The organism is Demequina sp. NBRC 110054, from assembly GCF_002090115.1.
GTDB lineage: Bacteria > Actinomycetota > Actinomycetes > Actinomycetales > Demequinaceae > Demequina.
Genome location: NZ_BBRK01000006.1, coordinates 207,333 through 232,768, shown reverse-complemented (window position 1 = coordinate 232,768; position 25,436 = coordinate 207,333). Strand labels below are relative to the sequence as shown.

The following is a 25,436-nucleotide window of genomic DNA, read 5'->3' as shown; positions in this document are numbered from 1 at the left end:
TGCGCCTGAGACACGCCTGAAGGGACACCTGTGTTCGCCAACCTCTCCGATCGCCTCGCTGAGACCTTCAAGAGCCTCCGCGGCAAGGGACGGCTCTCCGAGGCTGACATCGACGGCACGATCCGCGAGATCCGCCGCGCCCTGCTCGACGCCGACGTCGCCGTGCCCGTCGTCAGGTCGTTCACCGCGGCCATCCGTGAGCGCTCGCTGGGCGCCGAGGTCTCGGGCGCGCTCAACCCTGGCCAGCAGGTCGTCAAGATCGTGCACGAGGAGCTCATCGCTGTCCTCGGCGGCGAGCAGCGCCCGCTCACCCTCGCGAAGCACGGCCCCACGGTCATCATGCTCGCGGGTCTCCAGGGTGCCGGCAAGACCACGTTCGCGGGCAAGCTCGCGCACCACCTGAAGTCGCAGGGCCAGACCCCGATCCTGGTCGCGGCCGACCTCCAGCGTCCGAACGCCGTCACGCAGCTCAAGGTCGTCGGTGAGCGCGCGGGCGTGCCCGTGTTCGCCCCGGAGGCCGGAGTCACGCGCGAGGACGAGCGCCCGCACGGCGACCCCGTCGAGGTCGCGCGCCGCGGCCTCAGGGAGGCGCAGGACAAGCAGCACACCGTCGTGATCGTCGACACCGCGGGACGCCTGGGCGTCGATGCCGAGCTCATGAAGCAGGCGGGCGACATCCGCAAGGCGATCGACCCGCACGAGGTCCTGTTCGTCATCGACGCGATGATCGGTCAGGACGCCGTGGCCACCGCGCAGGCCTTCCAGGAGGGCGTCGACTTCACCGGCGTCGTGCTGTCGAAGCTCGATGGCGACGCGCGCGGTGGTGCCGCGCTGTCCGTCGCCCAGGTGACGGGCCGCCCGATCATGTTCGCCTCCGTCGGAGAGAAGCTCGAGGACATCGAGGTCTTCCACCCCGACCGCATGGCGTCGCGCATCCTCGACATGGGTGACATCCTCACCCTGATCGAGCAGGCCGAGCAGAAGTTCGACCAGGCCGAGGCCGAGCGCATGGCTGGCAAGATGCAGCGCGGCGAGGACTTCACCTTCACGGACTTCCTCGCGCAGATGCAGCAGCTCAAGAACATGGGCTCGATGAAGAAGATGCTCGGCATGCTGCCGGGCATGGGCGCGATGCGCGATCAGATCGAGAACCTCGACGAGCGTGAGCTCGTGCGCACCGAGGCGATCATCCAGTCCATGACGCCGCTCGAGCGTGACAACCCGAAGGTCCTCAACGGCTCACGCCGCTCGCGCATCGCCGCGGGTTCGGGCATGACGGTCGCGGACGTGAACTCGCTCGTCAAGCGCTTCGAGGACGCGCAGCGGATGATGAAGGCGATGGCCCAGGGCGGTGGCATGCCGGGCATGCCAGGCATGGGCGGCGGCCCGGGCGCCTTCGGCGGCCTGCCGGGCGGCAAGAAGTCCAAGGGCAAGCAGGCGCCGCAGCGCAAGGTCAAGGGCAAGTCCGGCAACCCCGCCAAGCGCGCCCAGCAGGAGCAGGCCGCGCGGGCACGCGCGGCAGGCGAGAAGCCCGCCGCGCCCGCGGGCTCGGCCTTCGGGCTCGGCACCCAGCCGCCGCAGGAGGACATCGACCCCGCGCAGCTTCAGGCGGATCTGGGCAAGTACCTGAGAAGGTAGACGCATGGATACCGTCGTCCCAGGGGCCCCGACCGACGTGCTGCACCTCGCCGGACCGGTGCTTGTGGGGGACGACGATGTCAGGCCAGAGGCTTGGGTGGTCGACGGCCGGATGGCCTTCGCACCACCCGAGGGCCGCAGCGTCGGCGCACGCGTGGACGGCGTCGTCGTACCCGGACTGGTCGACGTCCACTGCCACGTGGGTCTCGACAGCGGCGGAGCAGTGGATCCCGACCTGTCCCTCAAGCAGGCGCATCTCAACCGCGACGCGGGCACGCTGCTGATCCGCGACGCCGGCTCGCCCTCGGACACGTCGTTCCTCCAAGGTGTCCTCAACACGCCGCGCCTGATCCGCGCGGGCCGCTTCATCGCACGCCCCAAGCGGTATCTGCGCCACTACGCGCGCGAGATCGAGGTCGACGACCTGCCCCGCGTCATGGCGGAGGAGGCCCGCAAGGGCGACGGCTGGGTCAAGATCATCGCCGACTGGATCGACCGCGAGGTCGGAGACCTCACGCCCCTGTGGCCCGCGAAGGTGCTCAAGGAGGGCATCAAGGCGGCCCACGACGAGGGAGCCCGCGTCACCGCGCACACGTTCGCGACCGAGTCGATCGACGCCCTCCTGGACGGAGGGATCGACTGCCTCGAGCACGGCACCGGGATGACCACCGACCAGATGGCGCAGGCCGCCGACCTCGGGGTGCCCGCGGTGCCGACGCTGCTCCAGATCGACAACTTCCCCGGATACGCGGCGCAGGGAGCGGAGCGCTTCCCCGAGTACTCGGCGCGCATGACGCGCATGCATGAGCGTCGGCACGAGCAGGTGCAGGCGATGCGCGCCGCAGGGATGCAGCTGCTGCTCGGCACCGACGCAGGCGGCACGATCGGCCACGGGCGGCTGCCCGACGAGGCCGCCGCTCTCGTCGAGGCCGGGATTCCCGCGCCCGAGGTGCTCGCCGCCGCGTCCTGGCAGGCGCGCGCCTTCCTCGGCGTCCCGTCCCTGGGTGAGGGAGCGTCCGCGGACCTGGTGGTGTACGACTCGGATCCTCGCGACGACATCCGGGCCCTCGCCTCGCCCGCGCACGTGGTGCTGCGCGGCGTCCGGGTCGCGCCGTAGCAGGTCGTCAGCGCCGCGAGGCCGCGTCGTGTGTCGTGCCGACCGTGGTCGCCACGAGTCTGAGGGATTGCTGAGGACGATTCCGGAGAGGTTGCGGGAACACCGCGATACCAGGGACAGTTGACACGACATCCGTGGGGGCTGTGGTGGATGCGCGAGACGGGGAGAAGACGATGACGACGACGGTGGAGCGGGAACGCGTCCGCGCGAGCGCGCGACGCACCTGGTGGCCGGACGGGCTCGAGGCCGCCATCTGGGTCGCCGCAGCGATCGGAGTCGCCCTCATGCTGCGCAGCGGGGGTCTTCAGATAGCCGCGCCTGTCGACCTCGTGTACACCCTCGGCCGCGCGCTCGGCATCGTCGCCGCGGTGCTGATGCTCGCGCAGGTGCTGCTCGTGTCCCGCGCGCCGTACATCGAGCAGTCCGTGGGGCATGACCGGACCACCGCGCTGCACACGCGGCTCGGCACGTGGGCGATCGTCCTCATGCTCATGCATGCGTCGATCATCACGGGGATGTCCGCCTACTACGACGGCCGCGGCCTGCTGGACCAGGCGGTGACGACCTTCACGAGCGCCTGGTACCTCGCCGCGGCGCAGATCGCCCTCACCGCCTTCTTCGCGGTGCTCGCCACGTCGATCGCGATCGTGCGACGCAGGCTGCGCTACGAGAGCTGGCACGTGGTCCACCTGCTCGTGTACATCGGGATCGCGGGGGCGGTGCCGCACCAGTTCCTCGAGGGCTCGACGTTCCGCGACGGGGGAGCCGCGTGGTGGTTCTGGTTCGCGCTGTACACGTTCGCGTTCGGGTCGCTGCTCGTGTTCCGCTTCGCCGTGCCGCTGTGGCGGCTCGCGCGCCACGACCCGCGCGTGTCCGAGGTCACTCCGCTCCCGGACGGCTCCGTGTCGATCACCGTGACGGGGCGCGACATGGACGCGCTCGGCGCGAAGCCAGGCCAGTTCATGCTGTGGCGCTTTCTCGATAGTGCCCGCTGGCGCGAGGCGCACCCGTTCTCGCTGTCGGCCAAGCCCACGAGCACCTCGCTGCGACTCACGGTGCGTCCCTCAGGAGACTTCACCCGACAGCTCGCGAGCCTCGCGCCCGGCACGCGCGTGGCGGCCGAGGGGCCGCTCGGCATCTTCACCCACTCCGCGCGCCAGGGCCACGGCCTCGTGCTGGTCGCCGCGGGCATCGGCATCACGCCGATCCGCGCGATGCTCGAGGAATGCGACGACTCGGAGCCGTGCACCGTGATCGTGCGCGCGAGCGGCACCGCGGACTCGCCGCTGCTCGACGAGGTCGAGGAGCTGGTCGAGCGCGCGGGAGCCTCGCTCCACGTCCTGCACGGGCCGCGAGGCGACAGTTGGACCCCGAGGGACGCCCCAGGCGGCCTTGCGGACCTCGTCGAGGGCGTCGGCGGGCGAGACGTGTTCATCTGCGGGCCGCTCGCATGGGCGGACGCAGTCGAGGCGGACGCGCTGGCCTGCGGGGTCCCACGGGCGGCGGTGCATCGAGAGAGGTTCGCATGGTGACGAGGAAGGGCGGACGGGCATGAGAGCGAGCAGGATGGCCGCGGTCGCGGTCGGCTCGGCGGCGATCGTCGGAGTCGGGTACGCGACGGCGCCCAAGGGGCTGGTGACGCTCGACCTCGCCGAGTCCGTGGACTCGGACGCGTCTGCGGGCGAGGACACGACGGCCGACGATGCGGACGACGCGGTGGAGGCCGAGCCGACGCCGTCGGTCGTATGCGAGGAGGTCGCGGTGTCCGCCGACGACGCCGCCGATGATGACGACGATGATCACGACGACGACGACGACTATGACGATGACGATGACGATGACGATGACGACGATGATCACGACGACGACGCGGTCCAGGTCGTCGAGATCTGCACCACCGTCACGCCGGAGCCGACCTCGGAGACCACCTCGGGCGGCGACCAGGCCGGACAGGCCGATGTGGGCTCCGGCACCTTCGATGGTCCCGTGGTCACCAACGTGCGCGGCGACTTCCAGGCGCAGATCGTCGTCCAGGATGGGGTCGTCGTCGAGGTCAACGCCCTCGCCGCTGGCACGTCCGCATCCGAGTCGCAGCGCATCAACGCGGAGGCGATCCCCGAGCTGTCGGCGCGCGTCCTCGAGGCGCAGGACTGGGACGTCGAGGCCTACTCGGGGGCGTCGTACACGTCGCCCGGCTTCCTCGAGTCGGTCCACGGGGCCTTCGACGACGCAGGGCTCTAACCCCCATGCCCCACGGGGACGATCATGAGACCCTCACCCGCATCGTCCATGCGATGGCGATGCCGTTCACGGTGCGGCTGCGCGACGTCGCCGACCCCGCCGAGGCGGACCGCGTGATCGGAGACTTCGAGGACTCGCTGAGGGAGGCGGACGCGCTGCTGTCGATGTGGCGCGCGGAGACGCCCATGAGCCGCGTCGCCAGGGGAGACCTGGACGTGGACGATGCGCCGGCCGAGATCGCGCAGGTGCTCGCCCTGGCAGCGGGCTGGCGGGACGCCACCGACGGCGCTTTCGACGCGCGCCTCACCCCGCGCGCCACGCGCCGACTGCCCGTCGCCTACCCTGCCGGCGCCCCCGATCCCACCGGCATCGTCAAGGCCTGGGCGGTCGCCCGTGCGCTTCCCGCGCTCGAGAGCGTCGCGGCGGACGGCTGGCTCGTCGGAGCCGCAGGCGACGTGGTGGTCGGGGGAGAGGGCGAGTGGCACGTCGGGATCGCCGATCCCCGGGTCCAGGGCGACCCCGCGGGCACGCGTCCCGTCGAGGTGGTGGCGCTCGGCGGTCGGCGTCGCGCTCTCGCGACCTCGGGCGGCTCGCAGGTCCACGATCACATCTGGGATCCCGTGACGGGTGACGTCGCGAGGCACTACCTGCAGGTCTCGGTCATCGGCCCGGATCTCGTCGCGTGCGACGCCTGGGCGACGGCCATCGCCGCGGGCGGTCCTCACGCACTCGCGCTCGCGGCCGATCGGAAGGTTGCCGCGCTCGCCGTCACAGGAGCACGATCAGGTGGTGGCTACGACGCCCTGACCACACCCGCGTGGTCAGGACAGTGGCACTGAGGGCCGATCCCCGGCGTCCTCCCCGCCTGCTCTGAGCCGGTTCTCAGGTGCGAGCGGGAGCATCGTTCATGTCAGGGCACGCACAGCCCGGCATGGAGACGGGGAGGAGCCCGCATGACCATCATCGAGACGCCGCCGGGCGACCATCGGCCCGCACCGCTGCCGATCCGGCGCGACGCGGGCGCGCTGGCGCGCGAAGTGGGCACCCCGACCGAGGCCGTGGCCCGCCGCCGCAGCCTCCGCGCCGACATGCTCGAGGCCGCCGTATGGCTCACCGCGGTGACCGGAATCGCCTTCATGATCGGCTCGGGCGCGTTCCTCGACTCGGGCTTCTGGGGCTGGCTCGGCATGATCGCCCGCGCGCTCGGCATCGTCGCCGCGGTGATGATGCTGATGCAGCTGCTGCTCGCGTCGCGCGCCCCGTGGATCGACCGGGTGATCGGCCACGACAAGGCCGTCGCGCTGCACACCAAGTACGGCGTGACGTCGTTCGTCGTCATGCTCCTGCACATCGCCGTCGTCTCGACCGCCGACTCCCACACCGCGGGGACCAACCCGGTCTCGCAGCTGTTCGACTACTGGTCGTACGACTGGTTCATGGCGTGGGCCGTCGTCTCGGTCGCCGCGATCCTGGTCGTCCTGTTCACGTCCTTCGCGACGTCGAGGGCGCGGATCGCGTACCACAAGTGGCACGCGATCCATCTGCTCAGCTACGTCGCGATCATCGCCGCCGTGCCTCACCAGTTCCTGCAGGGCTCGACGTTCCGCGACGGCGGTGCCGCATGGTGGTTCTGGTTCGTGCTGTGGGCCGGCGCGGTGTCCGCGTTCGTCTACTCACGGATCATCTCGCCCATCGTCGTCAACCGCCGCCACCGCCTCACGGTGACCGACGTGGCGCACGAGACCGACGGCTCCGTCACGATCACGCTCGGCGGCGACGCGGTGTCCCACATCGGCGCCCGCTCGGGCCAGTTCCTCAACATCGCGTTCGGGCGCTTCGCCTATCTGCGCGAGATGCACCCCTACTCGCTGTCGGCCGCGCCCGGCGAGACCCTCCGCATCACGGTGAAGCCGCTCGGCGACGCCTCGTCGGCACTGGCCGACCTCGAGGTCGGCACGAGCGCCTGGATCGAGGGTCCGCTCGGGGTCTTCACCCACGAGGCCCGCACGGGCCGCGACCTCATGCTCATCGGCGCGGGCATCGGGGTGTCCCCGATCCGCTCGCTGCTCGAGGACGCGCCCGAGCACGGCTCGGTGTCGGTGATCGTCCGCGGTCGCTCGCGCGAGGAGATCCCGCTGCTCGACGAGATCGAGCAGCTGTCGATGGTGCGCGGCGCGCGCTACGCGGCGCTGCTGGGCCGCCGCGGCACCACGTGGGGCACCGCGCTCCACCCCGTGACGCTCGTCGGCGCGATCAAGGATCCGTCGGACACCGATGTGTACATCTGCGGCCCCGTGCAGTGGGGCCTTCAGGTCGAGGCGGACGCGCGTGCGGCTGGAGTGCCGAGCCACGCGATCCACCGCGAAGAGTTCGCCTGGTGAGGCGGGAGGAAGACGAATGAAGACCTCACGCGCATTCATGGTCGGCGGCGCCGCCACGGCCATCCTCACGACCGGCTGGGCCCTGTCGCCCAAGGCCACCGACGCGGTCGAGTACGCCGCATCGTCCGATTCTTCGCTCGCAGAGTCCGACTCGGCCGACGATGCGGGCTCGAGCGAGGGCTCCGAGTCGAGCGACGACCTGAGCGAGGACTCGGGCGACGACTCCGGACTGACCCTCGAGGACGACGGGAGCGACGGGTCCACGGACGGCTCGGCTCCCTCCTTCGATCAGGGCGAGAGGCCCGAGGGGGGCGGCCATGGCGGGCCCCCCGGATCGGGAGAGCAGAGCAGCGGCACCCTTGACGACTCCGCCACGAGCGCGGGCGACACCGGCAGCTCAGACGGCACCACCTACACGGGTGAGTCCGTGCAGACGCGCTACGGCTCGTTCTCCGTCCAGATCACCGTGGTCGACGGCGAGGTCACCGGGGTCGAGATGGTCGAGTCCGGCGACACCGACCACGAGTCCATCCAGATCAACTCGACCGCGCTTCCTCAGCTCATGGAGGAGGTCCTCGAGACGCAGAGCGCCGACGTGACCTACATCTCGGGCGCGAGCTACACGTCCGGCGGCTTCGCGCAGTCCGTGGCCGATGCGTTCGACCAGGCGGGCCTGTGATGGCCGTCCAGCCCGACCCGGCCCGTCCCCACCCCGTGGGAGACGGCCGGCGTGCCCACACCCGTCAGCAGTACGCCTGAGAGGGCGGAAGGAGAGCAGAGATGAACACCTCACGCGCATTCATGGTCGGCGGCGCCGCAGCCGCGGTCCTCACCGCCGGCTGGGCCCTCACGCCGAAGGACTCGTCGACGGCATACGCCTCGACCGACACGAGCACCACGACGGACTCGACCGACACCTCGTCGTCCGACTCCGACGGCACCTACACGGGAGAGTCGGTCCAGACCCGGTACGGGTCGTTCTCGGTCGCGATCACCGTGGAGGGCGGGGAGGTCGTCGACGTCACCATGGTCGAGTCCGGCGAGACCGACCACGAGTCCCAGCAGATCAACTCGACCGCTCTGCCGCAGCTCATCCAGGAGGTCCTCGAGACCCAGAGCGCGGACGTCACGTACATCTCTGGCGCGAGCTACACGTCAGACGGCTTCGCGCAGTCCGTCGCCGACGCCTTCGACCAGGCGGGCCTGTGATGATCGTCGCCGCGCATGCGATGGCCATGGGGTTCACGCTGCACGTGGACGACGCTGTGGACCGCGACGCTCTCGCGACGATCATGGAGCACATCGAGCACGACCTTCGGTGGGTCGATGAGACCTTCTCGACCTTCAAGGACGACTCGTGCGTCTCCCGCATTGGTCGAGGCGAGACGACGGTGGAGGAGTGCCCGCCTGCGGTGGCCCAGGTCCTCGACCTGTGCGCCGACTACCGCGACGCGACCGGCGGCGCGTTCGACGCCATCAGGCCCGACGGCCGCATCGATCCCACGGGCATCGTGAAGACCTGGGCGATGGAGCGCGTGCGCTGGCGCCTCGACTCGCTCCCCGCCCGCGGCTGGATGTGGGGCTGTGCGGGCGACGCGACCGTGTCGGGACTCGGGCCGGACGACGGTCGGGTCTGGCGCGTGGGCATCGCGCACCCCGAGCACCGCTTCGAGTCGGTCGGAACCGTGGCGCTCGGAGGGCGCCGCACCGCGATCGCGACCTCCGGCACCTCGGAGCACGGCGAGCACATCTGGCGCACCGAGGGTGGCACGTCGGGATATGTTCAGGCGAGCGTCGTCGGCAACGACCTCGTGGAGTGCGACGCGTGGGCCACCGCGATCGTCGCGGATGGCGAGAGGGCCGCGCTCGCGGCCCAGGAGCGCGGCATGGACGTGCTCGCGCTGCGGATGCGCGAGGGCAGGGTCGTCGCGGACCGGTCGCCCGGCTGGACCTGGGCGGCCTGACCGGCCGCTGGTCGTCGCGAGGCCCCCGCATCTGGCATACTTGACCGCTAGCGCGTACGGCCCTCTACCCGTGCGAGCGATTCGTCTTGCCGGACCGACCTCCCCGTGATTCCCCGGGGGCGCGAGGTCAGGCTCATACCGAATGATCAAGGAGACCGCAGCATGGCTGTGAAGATTCGTCTGAAGCGCTTCGGCAAGAAGCGCGCCCCGTTCTACCGCGTCGTCGTCATGGACTCGCGCACCAAGCGCGATGGCCGTGCCATCGAGGAGATCGGCAAGTACCACCCGACCGAGGAGCCCTCGGTCATCGAGATCGACTCGGAGCGCGCGCAGTACTGGCTCTCCGTCGGCGCGCAGCCGACCGAGCAGGTCGCGGCCCTCCTGAAGCTGACCGGCGACTGGGGCACCTTCAAGGGCGAGAAGGGTGCCACGAGCACCGTCAAGGTCGCCGCGGGCAAGGCCTCCGCCGAGGACGCCATCAAGGCGCACGCCGACGCCGCGGAGAAGGCCAAGGCCGACGCCGCCGCCAAGAAGGAGGAGGCCGCCAAGGCCGCCGCCGCCGAGGCTGAGGCCGCAGAGGCGCCCGCCGAGGACGAGGCCCCCGCGGCCGCCGAGTCCGAGGAGAACTAAGCGATGGTCCTCGACGCCCTGGAGTTCCTTGTCCGCAGCATCGTCCGCAACCCGGACGACGTGCGCGTCACCGAGCGCACGGGGCGTCGAGGCACCACGCTGAACGTGGTCGTCCACCCCGACGACCTGCCTCGCGTGATCGGCCGCCGTGGCCGCACCGCGCAGGCGATTCGCACCGTCGTCGACGCCGTCGCGCGCGATGACGTGCGGGTCAACATCGTCGACGTCGCCTGACACCCATGGCGGACGTCACGCTCCGCGGCCAGCGCCCCTCGACCGGCAGGCTCGTCCTGCCCGGTCTGGGGGCGTTGTTCATGCTCGCGCTGTCCCTCGCCTCGGTCGTCAACGTCACCGGCGACGGGTCGACCGTCGCGATCGTGCTGATGATCGCGATCCTCGGGACCACCGCGTGGCTGTGCTGGGATCTGCTCAAGGCGCTCGGAGTCGTGCCGCTCGCGCGCGTGTCCGTCTCTCCTGACGCGATCGTCGTGCACGCGCCCGGACTCGGCTGGTGGGGTCGGCGCCGCGCGATGACGCCAGGCACGCCCCTGCAGGTCGACGTCCTGCGGCAGTCCGCGTTCCTCGGCACGACGTACATGTACCGGTTCTCGCAGGAGGACACCAAGACCTCGATCGTCGGCCCCGCCGAGGTGCGGGAGGCCGACCTCGATGCGCTCTCCGACGCGCTCGCCGAGCTCGACACCGTCGTCACGGTCGGCGTGATGGACCTCGGCCGCGGCCGGGGCCGCAGGTAGCGGCGAGCGTCAGGACGCGCGGAACCAGCGCGCCTCAGGACGCGCGGAACCAGCGCGCCTCAGGACGCGCGGAACCAGCGCGTCGCCCGGGCGGTCCACAGCAGCGTGAGCGACGCGGTCGCGAGCACCGCGGAGACCGTGATCGAGCCGAGTGCGGCCCAGCCGAGCACGCCCCACGCCGCGCCCTGAGTCGCGAGTCGGGTCAGCAAGAGGCCCGACACCATCGCGCGCACCGTCGGCGTCCCGTGCGGGAGCATCGCCGCGGCCGCGCCCGTGAGGATCCCCAGCACCAGCAGTGCCGACCCGATCAACGCGAGCATCTCAGCCGAGGTGCCCGTGCGCTCCGCGAACGATCCGTCGAGAGCGAGCGCCAGCGCGGCCACCCCCGCGATCGTGTCGAGCGCGGCCGTGCTCCACGCGAGCGCCGTCGCCGCGACGACGACGCAGGGGCGCGTGCCTGCCATGCATGTCCTCCGTGAGGGGTGCCCCAGGGCGGGAACCCCGGCACCATCGTGGCATTTGGTATCGGATGGTGCGACTTGGTGGCCCTGAGTGAACCTGAGAGGGCCGGTGCGTGGGCCCGTCGGCCCTAGGCTTGTCGGCATGGACGTGACAGTGGCGCGCATCGGGCGTGCGCATGGGCTCAAGGGTGAGGTGAGCGTCGAGCTGCGCACCGACATCCCCGAGGAACGACTGGTGGCGGGCGCCGAGTTCACCACCGATCCCGAGAGCGCCGGGCCGCTCACGATCGCGGGAACGCGCGTGCAGGCGGGGCGGTGGTACGTGCGCTTCGCGGAGATCACGGACCGCAACGCGGCGGAGGCGGCGAGGGGAGTGTCCCTCGTGATGGACTCCGACGAGGACATGGAGGACGACGCGTGGTTCGTCCATGAGCTCGTCGGTCTCACTGCGGTGCGGTCGGACGGCACGGAGGTCGGCAAGGTCGTGGACCTGCAGTCGATGCCCGCGCAGGATCTGCTCGTCGTCAAGCAGCCGGGCGGCTTCCGCGCCCTCATCCCGTTCGTCGAAGCGTTCGTGCCCGAGGTGGATCTCGAGGGCGGACGGGTCGTGGTGGACCCGCCGCATGGCCTGCTCGCGGGCGAGGAGCCCGAGGCGACCGGTGAGACTGCGGGAGGCTGACATGCGCGTCGACGTCGTGACGATCTTCCCCGAGTTCTTCCAGGTGCTCGATGTGTCGCTCCTGGGCAAGGCGCGTCAGGCCGCGCTCGTGGATACCCACGTGCACCAGCTGCGTGATTGGGCGGCCTTCAAGGCCGACGGCACCCCCGACGCGCACCGCACGGTCGACGATGCGCCGTTCGGCGGCGGCGCCGGCATGGTGATGAAGCCCGACGTCTGGGGCAAGGCGCTCGACGACGTGCTCGAGCCTGGCGGCGTGCTCGTCATCCCGAGCCCGGCGGGGATCCCGTTCACCCAGGCGCTCGCCGCGGACCTGTCCGTCGCGCCCCAACTCGTCTTCGCATGCGGTCGGTATGAGGGGATCGACGCCCGCGTCGCCGAGCACTACGCGGGCGAGGGCTTCCGCGTGCTCGAGGTAAGCCTCGGCGACTACGTGCTCAATGGGGGAGAGGTCGCGGCCTTCGCGATGATCGAGGCCGTGACGAGGCTCATCCCCGGCTTCATGGGCAACGCCGAGTCCATCGTCGAGGAGTCCCATTCCGACGGCCTGCTCGAGTACCCCTCGTACACCCGTCCCGCGTCGTGGCGGGGCCACGACGTGCCCGATGTGCTGCTGAGCGGTCACCACGGTCGCGTGGCCGAGTGGCGTCACGAGCAGCAGGTCGCGCGCACGCGTGAGCGGCGCCCCGACATGCTCGCCGCGCTCGAGGAGCCGCGGGCGGACGACTGACCTGGGGTTCTGTTGGGCCGGGGCCGGACGATGTGGCAGAATAGTGCGTCGGCGCGCCCGGCGCTCGCACCTGCCACAGGGGGTGGAGCACCAGCCCGGAGCGCGGCATTCACTTACGTAGCCTTCGGGCAGAACCGCATGGTGACCTGTGGCATGTGCGAGGAGAGATGTCATGCAGAAGCTTGACTCCGTGGTCGCGGGCCAGATCCGCGACGACATTCCGGACTTCCGCGCCGGCGACACCGTCAACGTCCACGTGAAGGTCATCGAGGGCAACCGCTCGCGTATCCAGGTCTTCAAGGGCGTCGTCATCGCCCGCCACGGCAAGGGCGTCGGCGAGACCTTCACGGTCCGCAAGATCTCGTTCGGTGTGGGCGTGGAGCGCAAGTTCCCGATCAACGCGCCGACCATCGAGAAGCTCGAGGTCGTCTCGCGCGGTGACGTGCGTCGCGCCAAGCTGTACTACCTCCGCGGTCTCCGCGGCAAGGCCGCTCGCATCCGCGAGAAGCGCGAGAACTAGTCATCAGCGCAGACACGCAGCAGCCGGCGGACGGGGGGCCAACCCCGTCCGCCGGCGCTCGTGTATGGGGCTGGTTCAAGGAGATCGGGATCATCGTCGTCGCGGCGCTGGTCCTGTCTCTCATCATCAAGACATTCTTCTTCCAGTCGTTCTGGATCCCCTCCGGGTCGATGCACCCGACGCTGGTGGAAGGCGACCGGATCCTCGTCACCAAGTGGCGACCCGACCCCCTCGAGCTGCGACGCGGCGACGTCGTCGTCTTCAAGGACCCGGGCGGCTGGCTCTCAGGCTCCGAGACCGTCGAGGCGACCGGCGTCCGCAAGGCCGCACAGGACGTCCTCCAGTTCGTCGGGCTCCTGCCTGAGGACGCGGGCGAGCACCTCGTGAAGCGCGTGATCGGGCTGCCCGGCGATGAGATCGTCTGCGAGAGCGCGGACAGCCAGGTCATGGTCAACGGCGTCTACCTCGACGAGGACTATCTGGCCGAGGGCTCGCAGCCGTGCGGCGCCGAGTTCTCCGTCACCGTGCCCGACAACTCGCTGTGGGTCATGGGCGACAACCGCGACAACTCCGCGGACTCCCGCTATCACATGGGACTTCCCGGGGGCGGCACGATCCCCGTCAGCTCCGTGGTCGGCACGGCCTTCGTGACCGTGTGGCCGGTCGAGAACTGGGGCGGCATCGGCAACCCGCTCGTCGACTCCAACCAGGCCTGAGCGCGTGCGCACCGCGGTCTCGCTCGATCACGAGCGTGCCCTCTGGAACGCGGGCGCCACGGTGGTCGCCGGGATCGACGAGGTCGGCAGGGGAGCGCTCGCCGGCCCCGTGAGCGTCGGGCTGTGCGCCGTGACGCCGCGCGACGACTGGCCCGAGGGGCTCGCCGACTCCAAGCAGCTCACGCCCGCGCGACGTGACGCGATGGCCGCCGAGCTGTCCTGCTACGGGGTCGCCAGAGCCGTCGCCCACGCCCAGCCGCACGAGATCGATGCCCACGGCATCGTGGGGGCCCTCCGCCTTGCCGGACTGCGTGCGCTCGCCTCCCTTGCGGCCGACGGCGTCGTCGTCGACGCGATCCTGCTCGACGGCACGCATGACTGGCTCACCGCGCCCGCCCCGGACCTGTTCGCCGCCGACGCGGGCGACCCCCTCGTCGTCCTCGTGCCGGAAGCCCCTGAGGTCGCCCCGGTGACCACCGTGGTGAAGGGCGACGGCAAGTGCGCGTCGATCGCCGCGGGGTCGGTGCTCGCCAAGGTCGAGCGCGACGCGCTTATGGTCGCGGCCGACGCGGACCACCCCGCGTACGGCTGGGCCCGCAACAAGGGCTACGGCGCGCCGGTGCACCTCGCGGCCCTGCGCGAGAGGGGCCCGAGCCCCCTCCACCGACTGAGCTGGTCCCTTCCTCAGCGCGACGCGTGAGCGCCACGCACGCGTCGGTTGCGTGCGCCGGGCGTGCATCGGCCACAATGGGACCGTGAGCAGCGACGACCTGGAGAACTACGAGACCGAGGCGGAGCTGGCGCTCTACCGTGAGTACCGCGACGTGGTGGGCCTGTTCCAGTACGTGGTCGAGACCGAGCGCCGGTTCTATCTGGCGAACAAGGTCGACCTCCAGGTGCGCGCCTCGGGGGGCGATGTCTACTTCGAGGTGAGCATGACCGACGCGTGGGTGTGGGACGTGTACCGCTCCGCGCGCCTCGTGAAGAAGGTGCGCGTCGTGACGTTCAAGGACGTCAACATTGAGGAGCTCGCGCACGACGACGACCCGACGATCCCCGACATCAGGCAACTCCGCGGGAGATAGTTCACGGGTGGTTGACTAAAGCTTGCAGAGTCTGCAACAATGCAGAATATGCAAGATTTGATCGAGTCGACCCCGAAGGCCTGTGAGGGGCTGCGCGAGCGCAAGCTGCGTCTCGCGCGCAACGCCACGCAGAAGGCCGCGATCGAGCTGTGCCTCGAGCACGGGCTCGACGCCGTCACGGTCGAGATGATCGCCGAGCGGGCGGGCATCTCCGCGCGCACGTTCTACAACTACTTCGGCACGCGGGAGAGCGCGCTGCTCGGCGACGCCAAGCCCGTGCCGACCGAGTCGCACATCGCGCGCTTCGTCGCGCGGGACGACGTCAGCGACGTCGAGGCCTTCGCTCTCATGATGGCCGACGTGTGGGTCGAGGACGAGCCCGACCGCGAGCTCTTCGCCCTGCGGCACCGCCTGTACGAGGCGGAGCCGACCCTCGCGGCGGCCAACCTCGCCCGGATCGGCGAGTCCCGCGAGCGCCTCGCCGAGATCGCAGTCCTGCGCCTGCGTGCGCATCGCCCGGAGATCGACGAGGAGCAGCTCGCCCTCGAGTCCACCCTCGTGGTCGCGCTCGCCATGGGCGCGCTCCAGGCCATCGGCCGCACCTGGCTGTCGAGCGGGGCAGAGGTGTCCCAGCTCAAGGCCCTCATCCACGGCCTCGTCCCCAGCATCCGTCGTCTCACTCAGACCACTCGCCCCTAGGCGAGCCGCACCACAAGGAGTTCCCCGGAAATGTCAGACACCACCATGCAGCCGCGCCCCGACGCGGCCGCCGCGCCCGACCGGCGCGGCATCCTGCTCGTCTTCGTCGGCCTCATGACAGCCATGCTGCTGTCCGCGCTCGACCAGACCATCTTCTCGACCGCGCTGCCCACCATCGTCGGCGACCTCGACGGCGTCGACCACATGCTGTGGGTCACCACCGCGTATATCCTCGCGGCGACGATCATGATGCCGGTCTACGGCAAGCTCGGCGACCTCGTCGGACGCAAGCCGCTGTTCCTCGGCGCGATCGGGCTGTTCATGATCGGCTCGGTCGTGGGCGCGCTGTCCACCGGCATGACCGAGCTCATCGTGGGCCGCGCGATCCAGGGCCTCGGAGGCGGCGGGCTCATGATCCTGTCGCAGGCAGTGATCGCCGACATCGTCCCGGCCCGCGAGCGCGGCAAGTACATGGGCCTCATGGGCGGCGTCTTCGCGCTCGCCTCGGTGATCGGGCCGCTGCTCGGCGGCTGGTTCACCGAGTCGATCGGCTGGCAGTGGTGCATGTGGATCAACGTCCCGCTCGGCATCCTGGCCATGGCCTCGGTCGCGATCTTCCTCCACCCGCCGGCCCAGGACCGCGCCAAGCCGAAGCTCGACATCGCGGGCATGATCCTCATCGCGATCGCGTCCGCCTCGCTCGTGCTCGTCACCTCGTGGGGCGGCGGCCAGTACGAGTGGGACTCGCCGGTCATCCTGTCGCTCATCGGCCTCACCGTCGTCGCGGGAGTCGCCTTCGTCCTGGTCGAGCGCCGGGCCGTCGAGCCGATCATGCCGCTCACGCTGTTCAAGGAGCGCAACTTCAACCTCACGACCGCCGCGGGCCTGCTGATGGGCATCGCGATGTTCGGCACGCTCGCCTACATGCCCACCTACCTCCAGATGGTGGCGCAGGTCGACGCGACCGAGGCTGGCCTGCTCATGATCCCGATGATGGGGACGATGCTTCCCACCTCGATCATCGTCGGCCGCATCGTCTCCGCCACCGGTCGCTACAAGTGGTACCCGGTCTCCGGCGCGGGTGTCATGACCGTCGCGATGTACCTGCTGTCGACCATGAGCTACGACCAGCCGATCTGGCTGACCTGCGTCTACCTCGGCATCTTCGGTGCCGGGCTCGGCCTCATGATGCAGGTGCTCGTGCTCGTCGTGCAGAACACGTTCCCGCTGCGCATGGTGGGCACCGCGACCGCGGCGAACAACTACTTCCGCCAGATCGGAGCGTCGCTCGGCGCCGCGGTCGTCGGCTCGATCTTCACGAACAACCTCGTGGACCTGCTCCGCGACCGGGTCGCAAGCGGCACCGCGGATCTGAGCGACGCGAACTCGCTCACGCCGTCGGCGGTGCTCGAGCTGCCGCAGGAGATGCAGGACGTCATCGTGAGCTCGTACAACGACGCGCTCACCCCGGTGTTCCTCTACATCGTTCCGCTCGCGCTGCTCGCGCTCGTGCTGCTGCTGTTCGTCAAGGAGGCGCCGCTGCGCACGACGCTCGATCGTGACGCCAACGCGCCGTCGCCTGCGACGGGCGAGCCGGGCATGGACGATGTGGTCGTCGCCGACGAGGCCGGGCGCGAGCCCGCGCTCGTCGGGGCCGCGGACGCCGACGCCGAGGAGTCCGGCACGGGCTCTCCGCGCCGCTGAACTGAGCTCGACGACTTCCGGCCGCTGATCTGCGCTCGACGACTTCCGGCCGCTTCTCGAGGGGCGCATCCCGCACGGGGTGCGCCCCTCGGCGCGTCACACGCCGTTAATCCGCGGGCGCGAGATGTCACGGACACGTAACCGGGCAGCACCTCCAAGGGACGGGCCGTGCGCAAGGATGCAGGCAGACCCCGCGACGGCGGGACGAGCGGCACCGAAGGAGCAACGATGATCGACCACGACTTCGCCACCGCGGTCGAGACGCGCGACGCGATCGCCGGCGGCGAGACGACGGCGAGGGCGGTCGTCGAACGCGCCCTCGCACGGATCGCCGCGCTCGACGGGCGTCTCAATGCCTTCGCGCACGTCCTGGCCGACGAGGCGCTCGCCGAGGCGGACGCGCGCGACGCCGCGCAGGCCGCGGGCGAGGCCCTCGGCCCCCTGCACGGCGTCCCCGTGGCGATCAAGGACGAGAACGACGTCGCGGGCCTCCCGACGGCCTACGGTGGTGCGGCGTTCAGCACGCCCGCGGCGGCCGACGCCGAGGTGGTGCGGCGACTGCGCGAGGCCGGCGCCGTGATCGTCGGCAAGACGCGCATGCCCGAGTTCGGCATCTGGCCGTTCACCGAGACCGAGGTGAACGGGATCACCCGCAACCCGTGGAATCTCGAGCGCTCGACGGCGGGATCGTCGGGCGGCACCGCGGCCGCGGTCGCGTCGGGCATGGTGCCCGTGGCGATCGGAGGCGACGGGGGAGGATCGATCCGGCTCCCGTCGAGCTGGTGCGGGCTCGTCGGCCTCAAGCCCCAGCGCGGACGCGTGTCCGCGGCCCCGAACCCCGACCTGTGGCGCTCGCTCGGCGTCATCGGGCCGCTCACCCGGACCGTCGCGGACAGCGCGCTCGTGTACGACGCGATCCACGGCGCGACCGCGACGGATCGCTTCGCGGCCGAGGCCTGGGACACGACGCTCACGGCGGCGCTCGACGACGTCCGGCCGCTGCGCATCGTCGTGTCGACGTCGAACCCCGGAGGCGGTCCGCGCCCCGACGTGGAGACCGCCGCCGCGCTCGCCCGGACGGCCCAGCTGCTCCGAGAGGCGGGTCACGACGTCGTCGAGCGCGACGTGCGCTACCCGCAGGTCACCCTGCCGTTCCTGGTGCAGTTCTTCGGCGGCGTGACCGACGAGGCGAGGCGTGCCGAGCACCCCGAGCGGCTCGAGAGCCGCACGCGCGCGCTCGTGAGGCTCGGAGCGCCGCTGCGCGGCCTGGGCGCGTGGGCCGAGCGCAAGGCCGAGGCGCTCGCGACCGAGTTCGAGGCCGGCTTCTTCTCGGAGAACGACGTCCTGATCACCCCAACCACGCCGACGACCGCGCAGCTCGCGGGACGGCTCACCGGCGCGGGCGCGCTCAAGGGGCTCGCTCGGGCGAATCCGGTGTCCTCGTTCACCGCGCCGTGGAACGTCCTCGGCAACCCCGCGATCGCGGTGCCCGTGGGGCTCGACCGCCAAGGTCTGCCGCTGAGCGTGCAGGTGATCGCGCCTGCCAACGGGGAGCCCGCAGCGATCGCGGTGGCCGCACAGGTCGAGGCCGCCGCGGGATTCGTGGGCGCGCGACCGCCGCTCGACGACTAGGACGCCGCGGCTCGCGTCCTGGACCGGGCTCGGCGCAGGGCTCGCGCCCCGTCAGCGTGGCGCCGCGGTGGGCACCACGACCGAGCGCGTGCCGGTGATGGTGGCCTCGAGCCGCACCTGATCGGCGCGGAACACGTCCTCGGACAGCTCGATGGGGCGCCCCGTGGCGTCGGCCGACACGCGCGTCACCCGCAGCACGACGTCGGTCGGCGCGAGAGCGAGGTGTGCAGCCTCCTCCGCCGACGGATGGCCCGCCTCGATCGACTCCGTCGCGGTGGTCGGAGCGCAGCCGTAGCGCGTGTGCAGGAGCCTGTACAGCGAGGTGTCGAGCGGCTGCTGAAGCAGGTCGGGAAACGCGCGTGACGGCAGTCGTGCGTGCTCGAGGCTGAACGGCTCGTCGTCCGCGAGCCTCAGCCGCAGCAGGTCGACGAGCGGGTCGCGCGGCTCGATGCCGAGCGCCCGCGACTCCCGAGGGCCAGCGAGCACGAGCGAGGCGGAGAGCACCACGGTCCGCGGCACACGCCCCGCGCGGTGCAGGAGCGCGGGAATCGAGTCGATCGCGTCGAGCGCTCGGTCGACCTTGCCGTCCGACACCTCGACCCCGCCGTGGCGACCGATGCGGCGCACGATGCGACCCTCGTCCTCGAGCACCTGGAGCGCCTGGCGCAAGAGGGTCCGTCCGACCCCGAGCTGCTCCGCGAGCACGCGCTCGGTGCCGAGCCGCTCGCCCACGGCGAGCTCCTCGGACGCGATCAGGCGCCGGACACGCACGGCCAGCTCGAGTGTCGCGGGGGTCGCGGTTGCGGGACGCACGCTCAGTCCAGCAGCCACGTAGGCGAGGAGAGGTAGCGCTCGGCGACGGTGAGCGCCGCCGGGACGACGCCATCCGCGAGCGTCGGCGGGAGCGCGTCGGCCCGATGCGTGGTGCACCAGCCCAGCATCGTGAGGCAGCGGACCATGTCGAGTGCGACGGCGACCTCCGCGTCGGCCGCCGAGAACGTCGGCCGCACCTCGCGGTACCCCGCGATCCAATCCTGGGCCATGCCCGCCGCGGTGGGCAGGTGGTCCATCCAGGTGAGGGCCGAGGCGAAGTCATAGAGGAACCACGAGTCGCCGCAGTCGTCGAAGTCGATCACTGTCATCGCGTCGCCCTCGACGATCACGTTGGACGGACGGATGTCGGCGTGGATGAGGCCCCACGTGTCCGGCGTGCGCGCGGGCCCATCGCCCAGGACGGAGAGTGCGGCGGCCTCCGCTCGCGCGAGCAGCGCGCGGTCCCGCTCCAGGAGGTACTGGTCTCGCCAGCGACCCCAGCGCGCGTCCGCGCCGATCATGTGCTCGAGCGCCCAGTCGTGGCGCGAGAACCCTGCCGGCCGCTTCCAGCCTCGGGCGTGCTCGTGCAGCTGCGCGGTCGCCGTCCCGATCCGCCCGAACCAGCGCTCCTGATCGGCGCGGTCCTCGAGCATCGTCCCGGGGACGAAGGGGGACAGGACCCCGGTGCTCTCGCGACCGCCCTCGAGGACCAGGGTCTGCACGGTCTCGCCGTCGGCACCGGCGAGCGGCGCGGGGACGGCCACGTCCGTGTCCTCGGCGATCGCTCGCACCCACGCCGTCTCCGAGAGCACCGCTCCGGAGCCGGCCAGGTAGCCGGGACGGTTGAGGCGCAGCACCGCGAAGGGCACGCCGTCCCGCCTGAGCAGGAACGAGGCGTTCTCGGAGACGCCGATCAGCGTCATCTCGATCGGCAGGGCCAGGTCCCAGGCCTCGCCGACGCTCACCGTGAGCCACGAAGGAGCGGGGTCGCCCTTGTCCAGGTCGGCGAAGAAGTCCGTGGCGAGCATCGTGGCGGACGGGTCGGCGGCGGTCATGGTCCCCTCGAGCGGACGTTGCGGCTCGCTTCCCGAGCCCGCGGCTGGCGACAGCCTAGGTCGGGTCGGCGGCCGGATCGGGCGGCTCAGGCGTCCTGGTCACCGTTCGGCACGAGGAATTTACAAGCCATTAACGAAAGGGCCTCCAGGGACGGTTCTCGCCACGGTCGCGGCTGGGGAGCTGGGGAGCTGGGGCACGGAAAGGGGGGCTGCCTTCCGCGGCGGCCTCGCGCGCCGGGACGCGCGAGCCAGGTCGACCTCTCCCGCTCTCCTCTGTGCCATCGGGTGGCCATGTGCCGACCCGGGAAGGCCGACCTCTCGCGTCATCCACCGCCCTCCACCGCCGGTGCTCCGTCCACAGATCCCTGCCGCGCTAGCGCCGCCTCCCGCGCGCACTCGCACGCTGTCACCGACGGAGGTGAGGCATGGCGGCGAAGGACGCGGTCGGGCGCTACGGCGAGGAGGTCGCCGCGCGGCGGCTGACCGAGAAGGGGTGGACGGTCCTCGCGTGCAACTGGCGCTGCCGCGAGGGAGAGATCGACATCGTCGCGGCCGACGGCGACGCTCTCGTCGTCGTCGAGGTGAAGACGCGGCGAGGCTCAGCGATGGGGACACCGCAGGAGGCGGTGACGGCACGCAAGCTCTCGCGGCTGCGCAGGCTCGCTGCCGTGTGGCTCGCCTCGCAGGACAGCCGGTGGCCCGAGGTGCGCATCGACGTGATCGCTGTGACGCTCCCGCGGGCGGGCGCGGCCGGTGTGGAGCACCTCAGGGCCGTCGGGTGATCGGCCGCACCCGCTCGGTGGTGCTCGTGGGGCTCGCGGGCCACCTGATCGAGGTCGAGGCGCACGTCGCGGCGTCGCTTCCCGCCTTCACGATCGTCGGGTTGCCCGATGCGGCGCTCGGCGAGGCGCGGGACCGAGTGCGGGCCGCGACCTCGTCGTCGGGACTGCGGTGGCCTGCGCGGCGGGTGACCGTGAACCTCACCCCCGCGTCGCTGCCCAAGTCCGGCTCCGTGACCGACCTGGCGATCGCGATCGCCGCGCTCGTCGCCTCGGGGCACCTCGCCTCCGCGGCGCCAGGGTCCGCGGTCCACCTGGGGGAGCTCGGGCTCGACGGCAGGGTCAGGCCGGTGCGGGGCATCCTGCCGATGGTCGCCGCCGCGGTCGAGGCGGGGGCGACGCGGGTCGTCGTGCCGATCGGGAACCTCGAGGAGGCGCGGCTTGTCGACGGTGCGGAGGTCCTCGGGATCGCGAGCCTCGCGGAGCTGCTCGCCGCGTACGGCAACGTGGAGGCCGTCCCGAGCGCGACCGAGCCGGTGCGGGAGCCGCCCGTCGAGGCGGCCCGCGCGAGAAGCGTCGATCTGTCAGAGGTGCAGGGCCAGGCCGACGCGCGGTGGGCGCTCGAGGTCGCCGCGGCCGGCGGCCACCACCTGCTCATGACGGGACCTCCGGGGACGGGCAAGACGATGCTTGCGGAGCGGCTGCCGGGGATCCTTCCCGATCTGCCCGCGCGCGACGCCGTCGCGGCGACGTCGGTGCACTCGCTCGCGGGGACCCTCGACACTGCGGCGGGGCTGATTCGACGCCCGCCGTTCGAGGCGCCGCATCACAGCGCGAGCGCGGCGGCGATCGTGGGCGGGGGAGCGCGGCTCGCCCGGCCCGGCGCGATCTCGCGCGCGCACGGCGGTGTTCTCTTCCTCGACGAGGCGCCGGAGTTCTCGGCGCGCGTGCTCCAGACGCTTCGGCAGCCACTCGAGTCGGGGGAGATCGTGCTGCACCGCGCGCACGGCGCGGTCCGCTATCCGGCTCGGTTCCAGCTCGTGCTCGCCGCCAACCCATGCCCATGCGGGCGGTTCCACGGCAACGGCGCGGGCTGCACGTGCACGCCTCTCGAGCGCAGGCGCTACCTGAGCAGACTGTCCGGGCCGCTCCTCGACCGCGTCGACCTGCAGGTCTCGGTGCTCCCGGTGAGGCTCGGTCTGGGCGATGGCGCGGCTGACACGGGTGACGCGAGCGCGGACGTCGCGACTCGCGTCGCCGCGGCGAGGAAGCGGGCGAGCGCGCGCCTTGCCGGGTCCGGATGGAGGACGAACGCCGAGGCGTCGGGCGCGTGGCTGCGCGCACGCACCGCCGCATCCGCGTGCGCGCCCGTGTGGCGCGCGTTGGATCGTGGCCTCGTGTCCGCGAGGGGAGCGGATCGGGCGCTGCGGGTGGCCTGGACCCTCGCGGATCTCGACGGCATCGATGCGCCCGATCAGACTCACGCGGAGCAGGCACTGCTGCTGCGCCGGGGTGAGGGATGAGCAGAGGCGACGCATGAGCAGGTGCGGCTCGTGACGAACGAGGAATCCGATGCGTGGGTCGCGTGGAGCGCGCTCGCCGAGCCGCTCGACGCCGCAGCGGGGGCCCTCCTGTCCTCGCTCGGGCCCCTCGAGGCGCTGCGGTGGCTGCGCGAGGTAGAACGACGGCCCTCGCGAGCGCAGGCCGGGCTCATCGAGCGCTTCGACGCCCAGCTCGACGCGCGCACGCTCGGACGGATCGCCGAGGCGGCGGCGCGGTGGACGCCTCGGATGGACTTCGCAGACCCACGGCTCATCCGGCGCAGGGCCGAGGCGGCCAGCGCACGCGTGCTCACGCCGGCGGACGACGACTGGCCCGAGCCCGTCCGCGACCTCGGCCCGGCCATTCCGCCGGCGCTGTACGTTGTGGGCGGAGATCTCGCCACGCTGCTCAACGGCGCGGTCGCGCTCGTCGGCTCGCGGGCCGCGACCTCCTACGGAGAGCACCTGGCCGGCGAGCTGGCTGCGGGAATCGCGGGCGAGGGCCGTGCGGTGGTCTCGGGAGGTGCCTACGGGATCGACGCGGCGGCGCACCGCGGTGCGCTCGCGGTCGATGGGGCCACGGTCGCGGTCATGGCGGGCGGTGTCGACCGCTGGTATCCGACCGGCACCGCGCAGCTGAGGGAGGCGGTCGCGCGACGGGGGTGCATCGTCAGCGAGGTGCCGCCCGGCTGGGCACCGCATCGCAGCAGATTCCTGAGCCGCAACCGGCTCATCGCGTGCGCGGCGGGAACGGTGGTGGTCGAGGCCGCGCATCGCTCGGGAGCCTTGAGCACAGCGAGGCACGCCGCCGAGCTGGGAAGGCCCGTGGGCGCGGTGCCCGGGCCCGTCACATCCGCCGCGTCCGCGGGATGCCACACGCTGATCCGCGACATCGGCGCGATGCTCGTGACCTCGGCGGCCGAGGCCCTTGAGCTCGTGGGCCCACTGGAGGCGGGCGACGGCGTCCCGGTGGTCGAGGGTGACGGCTTCGGGTCCCAGGCGGAGCGCGCCGCCTTCGACGGGATCGGCCCGCGCGGCGCCACCCTCGAGGAGGTCGCACTGTCGGCGGCGCTCACTCCGCGCGAGGCCAGGGCGGCCCTCGCCGCGCTCAGCGCCGCCGGTCGGGTCGAGCTCGCCGACGGCACGTACCGTCGGCTCTCGCGCTCGCGCGCAAGTGGTCCTCGACAGGGCTGACGGGGGTCGCGCGGGGCCGATCGGTGCCCGCTGCGGGCCTCGCGCTGCGCCAGTTCCGCGCTGGTAAACGGACATAAGGGGTGAATCTGAGAACGTTCTCAGAAATGGATGTGACAAATGTGACTGAGGGGGTTGATTTGACAAGAGTGACGATGCCAGGGTGTCGATATGCCGATAACGTCACGAGTTGCGCAGAGTGCGCTGCTCGCCGCCTTCGAGGGGCACCTGCGTCATGAGCGCGGCCTCTCGGAGAACACGGTGCGCGCGTACTCGGGCGACCTCGTGCACCTGGCGGAGTCCCTCGGAACCTCCGAGGCAGGAGTCGACGAGCTGCTTTCCGCCGTGTCCCTCGCGGACCTGCGGGCGTGGCTCGCGGGCATGGCAGCGGCCGGACTGAGCCGCACGACGCTCGCCCGGCGCGGCGCCTCCGCCCGCTCCTTCTTCGCGTGGGCACATGACACGGGCCGCCTTGAGACGAACCCGGCGCTGCGGCTCGCCTCGGCCCGCGCCGCCTCGACGATTCCCGAGGTCATCTCGACGCAGGACGTCCTCACACTCCTTGAGACCGCGCGTCGGCGCTGCGACGACGGCGACGCGATGCACCTGCGCGACTGGACCGCAGCGGAGCTGCTCTATGCGACCGGGATGCGCGTCGGCGAGCTCGTCGGGGTCGACGTCTCGGACGTGGACCTGCGCGAGCGGCTTGTAAGGGTCATGGGCAAGGGTGGCAAGGAGCGCATGGTTCCCTTCGGCGAGCCCGCCGCCAAGGCCGTCGTGGAGTGGCTCGAGCGCGGGAGGCCGGAGTTCGTCACCGAGACCACCGGCGAGGCCCTGCTCGTGGGCCGACGCGGCTCTCGCGCCGACCAGCGGCAGGTCAGGGAGTCGATCCACCGCCTGTGCCGCCTCGCGGGCGTGCCCGACATCGCACCGCATGGGCTGCGCCACACCGCGGCCACGCACCTGCTCGACGGAGGCTCGGATCTCCGCTCGGTCCAGGAGGTTCTCGGTCACGCGAGCCTCACCACCACCCAGCGCTACACCCACGTGTCCGCAGATCGCCTGCGGTCCGCCTACCAACTCGCTCATCCGCGCGCATAAGAGG

The 25,436-nt window shown here is 71.5% G+C and carries 28 protein-coding genes; 25 read left to right on the top strand and 3 right to left on the bottom strand.

What is annotated here, in order from left to right; all coding sequences use genetic code 11:
- Positions 1-30 precede the first annotated feature (30 nt).
- The 12 genes from ffh (at position 31) to B7K23_RS13700 (ending at position 10,726) form a co-directional block, all read left to right on the top strand.
- Positions 31-1,638: a signal recognition particle protein gene (gene ffh, locus B7K23_RS13755; protein ID WP_084127246.1), complete on the top strand. Its 1,608-nt coding sequence runs from the start codon at positions 31-33 to the stop codon at positions 1,636-1,638.
- A 4-nt stretch (positions 1,639-1,642) separates the two neighbouring features.
- The gene (locus B7K23_RS13750) at positions 1,643-2,755 is read left to right on the top strand and encodes an amidohydrolase family protein (protein ID WP_200809846.1); all 1,113 of its coding nucleotides are present in this window, start codon (positions 1,643-1,645) and stop codon (positions 2,753-2,755) included.
- 173 nt (positions 2,756-2,928) lie between these two features.
- Entirely contained in the window at positions 2,929-4,287 is a 1,359-nt protein-coding gene (locus B7K23_RS13745) for a ferric reductase-like transmembrane domain-containing protein (protein ID WP_084127244.1), read from the top strand.
- A gap of 19 nt (positions 4,288-4,306) precedes the next feature.
- Positions 4,307-4,996 carry an FMN-binding protein gene (locus tag B7K23_RS13740; protein ID WP_143338305.1) on the top strand — a complete coding sequence of 230 codons (690 nt, stop codon included), beginning with the start codon at positions 4,307-4,309 and terminating at the stop codon, positions 4,994-4,996.
- A 5-nt stretch (positions 4,997-5,001) separates the two neighbouring features.
- Positions 5,002-5,835 carry an FAD:protein FMN transferase gene (locus B7K23_RS13735; RefSeq protein WP_084127240.1) on the top strand — a complete coding sequence of 278 codons (834 nt, stop codon included), beginning with the start codon at positions 5,002-5,004 and terminating at the stop codon, positions 5,833-5,835.
- Between the two features lie 114 nt (positions 5,836-5,949).
- Positions 5,950-7,377: a ferredoxin reductase family protein gene (locus tag B7K23_RS13730; protein WP_084127238.1), complete on the top strand. Its 1,428-nt coding sequence runs from the start codon at positions 5,950-5,952 to the stop codon at positions 7,375-7,377.
- Between the two features lie 16 nt (positions 7,378-7,393).
- On the top strand, positions 7,394-8,056 hold the full coding sequence (locus tag B7K23_RS13725) for an FMN-binding protein (protein WP_143338304.1): 663 nt from the start codon (positions 7,394-7,396) through the stop codon (positions 8,054-8,056).
- A 101-nt stretch (positions 8,057-8,157) separates the two neighbouring features.
- Positions 8,158-8,586, top strand: coding sequence for an FMN-binding protein (locus B7K23_RS13720; protein ID WP_084127234.1), 429 nt, complete (start codon positions 8,158-8,160; stop codon positions 8,584-8,586).
- Positions 8,586-9,341, top strand: a complete 756-nt coding sequence (locus tag B7K23_RS13715) for an FAD:protein FMN transferase (RefSeq protein WP_084127233.1) — start codon at positions 8,586-8,588, stop codon at positions 9,339-9,341. The genes B7K23_RS13720 and B7K23_RS13715 overlap by 1 nt, the downstream gene beginning before the upstream one ends.
- A gap of 162 nt (positions 9,342-9,503) precedes the next feature.
- On the top strand, positions 9,504-9,971 hold the full coding sequence (gene rpsP / locus B7K23_RS13710; RefSeq protein ID WP_084127232.1) for a 30S ribosomal protein S16: 468 nt from the start codon (positions 9,504-9,506) through the stop codon (positions 9,969-9,971).
- A gap of 3 nt (positions 9,972-9,974) precedes the next feature.
- On the top strand, positions 9,975-10,205 hold the full coding sequence (locus B7K23_RS13705) for a KH domain-containing protein (protein ID WP_084127230.1): 231 nt from the start codon (positions 9,975-9,977) through the stop codon (positions 10,203-10,205).
- A gap of 5 nt (positions 10,206-10,210) precedes the next feature.
- Positions 10,211-10,726: a hypothetical protein gene (locus B7K23_RS13700; RefSeq protein WP_084127228.1), complete on the top strand. Its 516-nt coding sequence runs from the start codon at positions 10,211-10,213 to the stop codon at positions 10,724-10,726.
- 59 nt (positions 10,727-10,785) lie between these two features.
- Here B7K23_RS13700 and B7K23_RS13695 read toward each other — a convergent pair whose 3' ends face one another.
- The gene (locus B7K23_RS13695; RefSeq protein ID WP_084127226.1) at positions 10,786-11,190 is read right to left on the bottom strand and encodes a hypothetical protein; all 405 of its coding nucleotides are present in this window, start codon (positions 11,188-11,190) and stop codon (positions 10,786-10,788) included.
- Positions 11,191-11,329: 139 nt separating this feature from the next.
- On the opposite strand from B7K23_RS13695, the gene rimM reads away from it, so the two are divergent.
- From rimM to B7K23_RS13650, 9 genes are all read left to right on the top strand, one after another.
- Positions 11,330-11,866, top strand: coding sequence for a ribosome maturation factor RimM (gene rimM / locus B7K23_RS13690; protein ID WP_084127224.1), 537 nt, complete (start codon positions 11,330-11,332; stop codon positions 11,864-11,866).
- 1 nt (position 11,867) lies between these two features.
- The gene (gene trmD / locus B7K23_RS13685; protein WP_084127222.1) at positions 11,868-12,596 is read left to right on the top strand and encodes a tRNA (guanosine(37)-N1)-methyltransferase TrmD; all 729 of its coding nucleotides are present in this window, start codon (positions 11,868-11,870) and stop codon (positions 12,594-12,596) included.
- Positions 12,597-12,768: 172 nt separating this feature from the next.
- A complete protein-coding gene (gene rplS, locus B7K23_RS13680) occupies positions 12,769-13,116 on the top strand; it encodes a 50S ribosomal protein L19 (RefSeq protein ID WP_084127220.1) in 348 nt (115 codons plus the stop codon).
- A gap of 83 nt (positions 13,117-13,199) precedes the next feature.
- Positions 13,200-13,832 carry a signal peptidase I gene (lepB, locus tag B7K23_RS13675; RefSeq protein ID WP_375730888.1) on the top strand — a complete coding sequence of 211 codons (633 nt, stop codon included), beginning with the start codon at positions 13,200-13,202 and terminating at the stop codon, positions 13,830-13,832.
- Between the two features lie 4 nt (positions 13,833-13,836).
- The gene (locus B7K23_RS13670; RefSeq protein WP_084127217.1) at positions 13,837-14,532 is read left to right on the top strand and encodes a ribonuclease HII; all 696 of its coding nucleotides are present in this window, start codon (positions 13,837-13,839) and stop codon (positions 14,530-14,532) included.
- Positions 14,533-14,587: 55 nt separating this feature from the next.
- Positions 14,588-14,917: a DUF2469 domain-containing protein gene (locus B7K23_RS13665; protein ID WP_084127216.1), complete on the top strand. Its 330-nt coding sequence runs from the start codon at positions 14,588-14,590 to the stop codon at positions 14,915-14,917.
- Positions 14,918-14,965: 48 nt separating this feature from the next.
- Entirely contained in the window at positions 14,966-15,616 is a 651-nt protein-coding gene (locus tag B7K23_RS13660; RefSeq protein WP_143338302.1) for a TetR/AcrR family transcriptional regulator, read from the top strand.
- Between the two features lie 30 nt (positions 15,617-15,646).
- Positions 15,647-17,320 (top strand): MDR family MFS transporter, encoded by a 1,674-nt coding sequence (locus B7K23_RS13655; RefSeq protein WP_084127214.1) that lies wholly within the window; start codon positions 15,647-15,649, stop codon positions 17,318-17,320.
- A gap of 228 nt (positions 17,321-17,548) precedes the next feature.
- On the top strand, positions 17,549-18,952 hold the full coding sequence (locus B7K23_RS13650; protein ID WP_084127212.1) for an amidase: 1,404 nt from the start codon (positions 17,549-17,551) through the stop codon (positions 18,950-18,952).
- A gap of 51 nt (positions 18,953-19,003) precedes the next feature.
- On the opposite strand, the gene B7K23_RS13645 is transcribed toward B7K23_RS13650, so the two are convergent.
- A complete protein-coding gene (locus B7K23_RS13645; RefSeq protein ID WP_143338301.1) occupies positions 19,004-19,783 on the bottom strand; it encodes a GntR family transcriptional regulator in 780 nt (259 codons plus the stop codon).
- On the bottom strand, positions 19,768-20,820 hold the full coding sequence (locus tag B7K23_RS13640; protein WP_084127208.1) for a phosphotransferase enzyme family protein: 1,053 nt from the start codon (positions 20,818-20,820) through the stop codon (positions 19,768-19,770). Before B7K23_RS13640 ends, B7K23_RS13645 begins: the two co-directional genes overlap by 16 nt.
- Before the next feature lie 425 nt (positions 20,821-21,245).
- Between B7K23_RS13640 and B7K23_RS13635 the strand changes: the two genes are divergently transcribed.
- The 4 genes from B7K23_RS13635 (at position 21,246) to B7K23_RS13620 (ending at position 25,432) form a co-directional block, all read left to right on the top strand.
- Complete coding sequence (locus B7K23_RS13635) at positions 21,246-21,602, top strand: YraN family protein (RefSeq protein WP_084127207.1); 357 nt, start codon at positions 21,246-21,248, stop codon at positions 21,600-21,602.
- Positions 21,599-23,122 carry a YifB family Mg chelatase-like AAA ATPase gene (locus B7K23_RS13630; RefSeq protein WP_084127206.1) on the top strand — a complete coding sequence of 508 codons (1,524 nt, stop codon included), beginning with the start codon at positions 21,599-21,601 and terminating at the stop codon, positions 23,120-23,122. The genes B7K23_RS13635 and B7K23_RS13630 overlap by 4 nt, the downstream gene beginning before the upstream one ends.
- A 30-nt stretch (positions 23,123-23,152) precedes the next feature.
- Positions 23,153-24,334 carry a DNA-processing protein DprA gene (gene dprA / locus B7K23_RS13625; protein WP_143338300.1) on the top strand — a complete coding sequence of 394 codons (1,182 nt, stop codon included), beginning with the start codon at positions 23,153-23,155 and terminating at the stop codon, positions 24,332-24,334.
- Between the two features lie 168 nt (positions 24,335-24,502).
- Entirely contained in the window at positions 24,503-25,432 is a 930-nt protein-coding gene (locus tag B7K23_RS13620) for a tyrosine recombinase XerC (RefSeq protein WP_084127204.1), read from the top strand.
- Positions 25,433-25,436: the final 4 nt, after the last annotated feature.